General features: G+C 36.4%; 4 protein-coding genes and 3 pseudogenes. 6 read left to right on the top strand and 1 reads right to left on the bottom strand.

Annotated elements, in window-relative coordinates:
• Window positions 1–78, bottom strand: a pseudogene (locus NI468_RS15590) (IS5/IS1182 family transposase); the annotation flags it as partial.
• 75 nt (window positions 79–153) lie between these two features.
• Between NI468_RS15590 and NI468_RS16360 the strand changes: the two are divergent.
• From NI468_RS16360 to NI468_RS15560, 6 genes and pseudogenes are all read left to right on the top strand, one after another.
• A pseudogene (locus NI468_RS16360) lies at window positions 154–514 on the top strand (transposase).
• Window positions 511–663 carry an IS66 family insertion sequence element accessory protein TnpB gene (locus tag NI468_RS15580; protein WP_004647769.1) on the top strand — a complete coding sequence of 51 codons (153 nt, stop codon included), beginning with the start codon at window positions 511–513 and terminating at the stop codon, window positions 661–663. Before NI468_RS16360 ends, NI468_RS15580 begins: the two are co-directional and overlap by 4 nt.
• Entirely contained in the window at window positions 660–848 is a 189-nt protein-coding gene (gene tnpB / locus NI468_RS15575) for an IS66 family insertion sequence element accessory protein TnpB (RefSeq protein WP_004647767.1), read from the top strand. Before NI468_RS15580 ends, tnpB begins: the two co-directional genes overlap by 4 nt.
• 74 nt (window positions 849–922) lie before the next feature.
• A pseudogene (locus tag NI468_RS15570) lies at window positions 923–1,234 on the top strand (IS66 family transposase); the annotation flags it as partial.
• Window positions 1,235–1,380: 146 nt separating this feature from the next.
• Window positions 1,381–2,052 carry a hypothetical protein gene (locus NI468_RS15565; protein WP_004733265.1) on the top strand — a complete coding sequence of 224 codons (672 nt, stop codon included), beginning with the start codon at window positions 1,381–1,383 and terminating at the stop codon, window positions 2,050–2,052.
• Window positions 2,049–7,094: a tyrosine-type recombinase/integrase gene (locus NI468_RS15560; protein WP_004733263.1), complete on the top strand. Its 5,046-nt coding sequence runs from the start codon at window positions 2,049–2,051 to the stop codon at window positions 7,092–7,094. Before NI468_RS15565 ends, NI468_RS15560 begins: the two co-directional genes overlap by 4 nt.
• Window positions 7,095–8,184 lie beyond the last annotated feature (1,090 nt).

Below are 8,184 nucleotides of genomic sequence, written 5' to 3'. Positions count from 1 at the left end.
GTTGTGGTGAATGGATAAATTACGCAGAATAACTTTCAACTTTTGCCAGTGTTGATCTGTCAGCATGGTACGAGGCATAGCGAATAGTAAAGATTTGATTTTACTACTTCGCTATTTTTTTAAACTAAAAGTGTCAACACACCCTAGACATCCATCACATCTCTTGAGAAAAAACGAAGAACATGCAGTGCTGAATTTAAACAGCAGATCGTTCAGGCTTGTAAAGCGCCGGACGTTTCAATTGCTTCAGTCGCTTTGCAACATGGATTGAATACAAATCCCCTATCCAACTGGATTCGCTTAATTGATGGTAAGCTAGAGAAATGATCGCTCACCACTACCGAATAAACCTGCATTTATTGCTTTATCTTGCTCTGCACCATTAGATCCTACTCCTACTGACATGTTAACGGTTCAAATTACTTTACCCCACTCAAAATCAGAAATTGGCTTGAAATGGCAAGTATCAGAAATATCTGCTTTAGGAGAATTACTCAAGGCACTTGCAACATGATCCGTATCGATGAAATCTGGCTGTCTACCCAACCTCTGGATATGCGAGCAGGTATGGATACTGTCATGGCTCAGGTGCTGAGAGCCTTTGGCTATATCAAACCGCATTGTGCTTACCTATTCTGTAATACAAACGTGACCATCGCATGAAAGTGCTGGTGCATTATGGACTGGGCATCTGGCTGTGTGCCCGGCGGCTGGAACAGGGAAAATTCCACTGCGCTAAAGTTCACCAGGGTGAAACCGTGGCCCTCAGCCCGGAGCACTTACAAGCACTGATCCAAGGTTTAGCTTGGCAAAGAATCGGTCTGCAGCAAGTGGTAACAATGCTCTAAACCAAGCTCGGCCATTCTGCTATTCTCCAAACATTCTATTTCCTCTGCGTCATGACCTCAAGCATACTGCGGCCATGAATACGCTGCCTGATTTAAGCCAACTGACCCATGAACAACTGCTGGAATTTACCCGGCAATTGGCGATGCAGCATCAGTCTTTAGCATAATCAAATCAGCAATTAGATGCCAGAGTTCAACATCTTGAAGTCACCAATCAGCAATTAGATTCTAAAGTTAAATCTCTCTCTATTCTCAATCAAAAATACGAGCATGAACTTGCGCAGTTTAAACGGCATAAGTTCGCCCAGAAGAATGAACACTTAACGGCCAAACAAATCCATCTTTGGGACGAAGCGGTCGAAGAAGATATCGCAGCTGATGAATTAGTATAAAAATAAAGTTAGTAAATAAATTATATAAATCAAATACTTTTTTATTTAATATAAAATTTATTTGATTTAATTTTGTTAATTTTGGGACTGTGTTATTCTACTATTGTGACGCTAAAAATAACTTACCTGTGCAGAAAAAAATGATGACACCATTGCTCATTGATGCATTAACAATTTCTGAAGGCAGGTTTGAAAAACCATGCCCAGTTTTAGTTTTGAAAATGATGTTACTCAATGAGGAAATGAGCCGGGTGTTTTCAGAAAAAATTAAAAATCAAGCATTACTACTGCTCGCGATATATCGTAAGTTACTGCTTGCTGTCGATAGGGACTTATGTAAGGTAAAAACTCTAAAGGATAGTGTGAAAAGAAGACACTGGGCTAAAGTGGATAAAGCACAGGACAAGATGGTGGTTGCAGGCCAACTTCGACTAAAGAGTTTAGATCCAGAAGAAATGATTTTATTTTTAAATACACAGCATTTTTTGAAAAAGCTGCCGATTTCCTTTGTTCAAGAATTGGTTAATTGGGCATCACCGGTGGTGAGTGGTAATTTTTTAATCGAAAATGTTTTAGCTGGTTATATCGCCCAGAAGCTTTTGCCATTAGAAAGAATTAAAGTGAAAGAGCTGGGTAAGTCTGTGCAACCATATTTTCATTTAGCTAACTTTTCTGTATTTTTACCTCGACTGGAGGAACTTTATCAAAAATATCAGCAGCAAATTGTTCGTGTGGCACCAATGGCAGAAGTTGCTTTGGCTTTAACAGACTTGAAGAAGGCAAGAGTCTATCGTATTCGGAGTAGTTCATGAAAAGTTATTTCAAGAAGCTCCTAGAATGTATTAATCAGAATGAAAATATAGAAGAAAAAGAACTGATCCAAGCATTATTTTTGTTGCGTGCACACTATAGCTTAGCTGGCATTGTTGTCATTTGTCAGCGAATCTTTACATTGATTGGGGATGATGAATTACCAGAATTTCGTGATGAGCTTAATACGTTAAAGATCATTAGTAGATTGCAGGATTCTGAGGAATATGCACATTTTTTCTCAGAAACAATAGATAGAAACACACATACACCCACGCCATTACGTCCATACACTGGAGACAGTGGAATTTGTGATTTGCTATTGATTCAAGCAGGACGAAGTCGAAATAATGAGAGTTTTGATACAGTAATTATTTGGTTTTTAGAGCAAATATTTCACTTTCAAAAAAAAGTACATACCCTAGGGCTTTATAGTAGTTATTTAAAGGGTGATGGAAGCATAAAGCTGAAAGCTCAAAAAGGATCTCGTGTGTATAACGCCTTTTTAGCAATCAGGCTGTTGGGTGATCAAGGTAATGAGTATATTTTAGAACAAGTCAAAGAATTACTTATTCAAAATTCACCGAAACAACTGATTCATTTGATGTCTGCTGGTTCTGAAGATAAACGATTAAATGATGTTTTTTATATATTAAAGCTGTTTTTATCCCAAATTTGGCAAAATGATCCACTAAAAAATAAGAAGAAACGTCGAGAATTTTTACACCGTATAGGGTTAAAGCATAGAAAACTGATCTTGCAACGATACGGCTCATTAAGTATTGCTATTCAACCTTTAGAGGATGTAGATGAAATTCATCGTGGTCTAGTATCTGAAGTATTTGAGGATAATGAGATTGAAGAAGATGAAACACCATTGGAGCCATTGTTTACATTTTTTTTGGCAGAACAATCCGATTTAATTCGAGGTTTTTATGCCTCTAAATCTACTTCTCAACATATTGAAGCTGCAAATGTTGGTTTAGTTTGGACCAAATCGCGATTGTCCTTAATTTCAATTCAAGAAATATTTAGGCTCTGTCAACCATCTCATACTGATACCAGCTTAATTTTACGTGCAAAATTAGCTTTAATATTAAGTTTACTCACAGGACGTTCGGTGAGTGAATTAACAGCGCCTCGTTTTAGTCAAAATGCAGATCAGAATAATATTGCTATTCAGTATGATCATACTTTATCTGCGTATGTATTAAGTGTGTTTGCAGGGACACCGACACTCAAAAAAAAACCAGAAGATTCTAAATTTCATGTGCCATGGACCAATGAATTACATTTGGTTTTACCGATTGAACTCAATGATTTAGTGAGTCAAGTCAAAAATCTTGGGATTACAAGACATCATATGGCAGTTGAACGTGACGTGAGTGAACTGATTAACCGTGTACCTAAAGAGCTAGAAATCAGCCTCAAAAGCATTCGAGATATTCTTCCACGGTTGTTATATGATCATAGCCAAGGTGATTTAGCTGTCGTTAAAGCAGTGACTAATGCATCAGGTCGAAATTATGATAACTTGATTCATTATGCCTCTTTTGAACAGAGGCAACTTGAGCAACTCTGGGCTGCTTGTTTAAGAACGATAAAAATTAATATTCCTGAATATATATACTCTTCCAATAAGCGTGTGGGTAGCCCAATTGGAATAAAGATTGTTGAAATACAAAATGAAATTACACGAATAAAAAAGAGAATAAATCAGGCTTCTGAACATAAAAATTGGCAGGTGCTCTTTGATAGCTTGACGTTGTATACAGCATTATGGATGAATCTTGCAACTGCAGGACGAGGAATTAAGCAGCCCTTTCCAAAGTGGATCAGTCAGCAAGGCTGGGCATTGATTCAAGATAAACATCATCAAGATGAATCAACCGATCGTTATGTGCCATTGACGCAAGCGTTGATCAAACAGATTCAAGGTTTACGTGGTTTGATGGGAATGCTAGGGGAGCAAATTGAACCACGTGTTGATTTATCATCTTATGCTGTGCAACTTTGTGCTCCTCATCAGATTGAAGGTTTAGTTAGAAATTGGGCACGGAAGTTGGTTCGCTCTGATTATAATCAGTTACCTGGACGGTTCAAGGACGCTGGACTTGGGCACTGGATACGGGGTCGTCATCCATGGGATATGTTATCTGTATTTCCTGTATCAGCTTTTCAACAACAGTGGCTTGATGTACAAGAAAACTTGCAAAAACAATTAGGTTTCGAATGTCTTGAAGGTTTTGATTTTTTTAAAATCAAGCATATTCCAACATTTGTTTTAACCCAAGAGACTAAAACAGCTCAAGTAGAGACGAAGCTGAGAATACAATATTCAGAGAATGATGTAAAAGAATGGCTGAAAAACTCAGAGTATGAGTCCTATTGTCCGTTGATTTTTGAGGAAAATCCTGAGCCACAAGTAGCTTTAGAGCTTGGACATGTATTAGCTTCCCATTTAGCTAAAAATACAAACATTGATTTGCCAGAAGCCATAAAGGCATATTGTGCTTATATTCGCGATAAAACTAAAATTCCTTTATTCGTTCAACTTCCTCAAAAAGCTAATCGTACGTGGCTGACATCTGAAAATAGTTTTAGTACATGGAGTTATACTGAACAAAACTTACTTGATCTTATTCAGAAGGATTTAGAACATTTACCTGAACATCAAAATTGTGATATTGAAATAGGACGTTTGCTGGTTGTACTCTCCATGTATTCACAACTGTGCAGAGTGAGCCATTTACAAGCGATGTTGGAGTTTATTGCTTCTGATCAATATATAGTCGCTATGGGGAATAGTCGGCTCGTTGAGCTAACAGTGAATAATGATAGATCTGTGACGAAGATACGCCGTACAGTACTGTTAAGTCCTTATGTCTCGACTTTAATATTAGTAGACCGACAGTATCTACAGCCCCGATTAAAAGAGATTTTAGCACAGTCAAGAAATCAACAAAGAACGGCTTGGCAAAAGTGTTTTAATACATATTTAAAACAAATAGGGCTTAAGTCAACTCTATCGTTAGCTCAATGGTTGAAAGCTTTACAGCAAAAGGTGATGTTAAATAGCACTCCGTTGATTGCAGGTTATATATCAGGCCAAGTCCTGACGGAAGATCTTTCAATAAATGAATTATTACGATTATCCGAATATGAAAAATTAACCACAGGTTTAGATAGCACTGAGCCAGAAAGTGAAATAGAAATAGGCGATGAGCAACTACATTTGTCTGATATTTTAGCGATGATTCAGCAACTAAAAGGTGAGTCTAGATCAAGCATTTGGCTTAAACAGCTTGCTAGTAATAAAACGAATCACTACTCAGTCAATTTATTAACATGCTTTGTGCAATGGTTGATTTTACGCTGTGATGCAGAAGAGTTAAGTCTACAGAATCGAAATATGATTCATCTACATTTGGCCATCGTCAGTGCAGGTATATTGGGGTTTTCAGAAGATTTAACAAAAGATAGCCAGATTGATGAAGATGTATTTCAAAAATGGATGGAGTTGACGCAAGAGCATTTTCCACACCGCAAGCATCTCGCTGCGTGGAATCGCTTTAGAGAATTTTTAATTCAATTAAATGATGATCGTATAAAGTTACACAAGCGTACAGCGCATCAAGCAAGTGCTAAGGTTTTTTCAAAAAATGAAGTGCGGCAGATCGTTCAAATATTACAATCTGTAGAATCTGGGGTGAATGATACTGTTTTACGTCTAGAGATTCAGCGTCATTTTCGTTTATCTGCGGCGATGGGTGTACGCCGTTCAGAGACACTTCATTTACGGCCCTTAGATATTGATGAGGATATGCTCAGAATTCGTCCTTATGGTGAGCATCAGCTAAAAACACTCGGATCAGAACGTGTTGTTCCGATGAATTTATTAAGTCAGACGATTAAAAAGGGATTAGATGATGTTTATCAAAATAAAAAATATTCGATATTAATGTCTGATGAGAACAGTGAACATAAGCCTTTTTTTGATCAAATATCTCAAATATTAAAGAAAGTCACTGGAGATGTTGATCTCAGCTTACATCATTTAAGACATACGTTTGCAAGTGCATATACTTTAAAGTGTTTGCAAACAGTGGTGGATTTTAAAGTGCTCACGATAGAACTGCCATGGCTACAAAATTGGATGCCATCGAATGAACAATTTAATACGCTAGTAGGCAATGAAGGACAGGTCGGTCAAGGGATTAAGGCGATTGGTCGAGTACTTGGACATTTACATGAATCGACAACATTAAAGCATTATATTCATATCTTATTTCTAGCTACTTATGCCTATAGCATGCAACAACAGCAACCCAATTTACATACTGCATTTTTTAAGCGAGTCATGAGTCGGAGTAATTTATTCAGGCATTTCCAAGCGATTAACCAACAGAATAGTAATCTAAAATATGAGTTGAGAGATACCATCGAAAAATATGTACTCAAAAAAAGACAAACTCAGAGGTGGGTAATCTATGCTCAAAAAAGAGGAAATTCGACGGGTAAAGTAATTAAACACGAACTATTTCAAAATATTGAAGATATTGAGCGGTATCTTATTTCTGGGCAGGGGCAGCCACAATTAGATATTGAGTCCTGGAAGAGAGCTTTAATTACGATGTCAAACATTCCTTCAGGTAAACGTGGTTCAAATATAGGAAGACATCCATTATTGACACAAGGAAAGTTAGCACGTTTGCCTGAATTACTAAGTGCTGTAGATTTTAATTCCGCACAAAAAATTTTAGAGCGATTTGATTATTTAGAACGAAACCAATCAGACACTTATAATTGGTTAATAAAAAAATGGTTGTATGAGAGTAATGTAACAAAAGTATTGATGCATTTTACGGCAGAAGATAAACCTATGCTTTCACTTCTTATAGAACATCAGTTTTTTCCGGTAGTGATAAAACATAATAAATATGATTATTTTAGAATAATGTCTCAACAAGCGTCATTAAGCGCCGTGCGATGGGTACTTGCGTGGTTGAGTGTACGATATTTAGCGATTGGAGATCATATCTGAATCTAAGTATATATGACTTATGCACGCTTTGTTACACAAAGGTTTGAAAGACAGCGCTACCTTAATTGAGCTAATTTCAAATGACAATTTGGATGTAAGTGCAGCCAAATTCTGTGAATTTGTTCGAGATAGCTACGTGTGCATAATATCATTTACCTGACTAGAAAAATTTCTTGCTGCTCATTTATAGCTTAATAATAGAGACTTAAGTATTTTTTATGGATCAACAGAACCGAAAAACATCGCATTATCCATTGCGTTTTGTCTGCTGCTGGAAGCTATGTAACATGATTCCTTAGGTGAAATAGCCTAAGCTTAATAAGTGATTAAAAGGCCTGAAAATCCGCGAATTTGATTTTTTTCTTCGCTTTCAATTTGATCCATACGTTATTTATTTATTTATTTATATTTTTCATTTACAAATCAATAAAATATTCTAATTTGGTTTGATCAAAGAAAAAGATACCCATTTGATAATTAGGTTACAGCAAAATCTGTAATCGGGCGTGGAAACCTGAAAATTACTACAGAAGTATTAAAACCGCTTTAACAGTTTTTTGTGCCTATTATGCTTAGTTTGCTATTATTAAATATTATTCAGCATAAAGTCATGTTGCAGAAGAAATGTCACCTTCAATGCAGCGTGACAATTTTGAAGTAGCACGAACTGATTTTGAAAAACATCCAATCATCAAATGTTTATTTAAAGCGGATAACGTCACGCGACACATAAGTTGTCATTTGCGACGCATAAAATGTCATTGAACGACACATAAGTTGTCATTGAAAGAAACCGCGATTATTGGTGGTTTTTTTATCAAGTCTCATATTAATTTTCTAAAATTAAAACTTTATGGTTAAATTAGATTGCATAAAACCGTGGAACATTGGTTGGTAAATAAGCGTGGAACATGAATAATCAATAAAAAGCCGTTCTGGTGCCCTATACTCCAGAACGGCTTAATTTAATATACTGATATATAATAAGAAATATCATACTGTTATTCACCAATTAAAATGTCTATGCGATAAACCATTTAAAATGTCCTGTTTTTAACCACAAGAGTCAAGCACAGGATTTAACTTTCTT

Source organism: Acinetobacter lwoffii, from assembly GCF_024129355.1.
Taxonomy (GTDB): Bacteria; Pseudomonadota; Gammaproteobacteria; order Pseudomonadales; family Moraxellaceae; genus Acinetobacter; species Acinetobacter lwoffii_I.
The sequence above is the reverse complement of the archived record's forward strand: the minus strand, read 5'-3'. Positions and strand labels throughout refer to the sequence as shown.